This window comes from Pseudomonas sp. CAM1A (assembly GCF_047501685.1).
GTDB lineage: Bacteria > Pseudomonadota > Gammaproteobacteria > Pseudomonadales > Pseudomonadaceae > Aquipseudomonas.
In genome coordinates this window covers 1-350 of record NZ_JBFNXP010000059.1, presented here as the reverse complement: position 1 = coordinate 350, position 350 = coordinate 1, and the positions used below count along the sequence as shown (strand labels likewise).

2 protein-coding genes are annotated in these 350 nt (G+C 59.1%); both read left to right on the top strand.

Going from position 1 to position 350, the window contains the following annotated elements; all coding sequences use genetic code 11:
- A partial coding sequence (locus ABZO33_RS26895; RefSeq protein ID WP_414538509.1) for an immunoglobulin-like domain-containing protein occupies positions 1–244 on the top strand: 244 nt, incomplete at its 5' end.
- 26 nt (positions 245–270) lie between these two features.
- Positions 271–350 (top strand): hypothetical protein (locus ABZO33_RS26890; RefSeq protein WP_414538510.1); only part of this gene is annotated, 80 nt, incomplete at its 3' end.

The window sequence follows — 350 nt, the reverse complement described above, 5'->3', positions numbered from 1 at the left end:
GGGTACTGGTACTCCTGGCACCGACAACCAAGGCGACAAGGTCACCGTCACCATCGTCGGCAAAGGTGATGTCACCGAGGACCAGCAGCCTGCCTTCACCGTCAAGGTCAGCCAGAAACTGGACCATGACCTGACCGTCACCTTGTCGAATGGCGACAAGGTGTCGTCGGCAAAGGTGATGTCACCGAGGACCAGCAGCCTGCCTTCACCGTCAAGGTCAGCCAGAAACTGGACCATGACCTGACCGTCACCTTGTCGAATGGCGACAAGGTGGTCATCCCTGCCGGCCAGACCGAAGCCGAGTACAAGGCCAAGGCTCAAGGTGATGACGTCTTCAAGGACGGCGACAC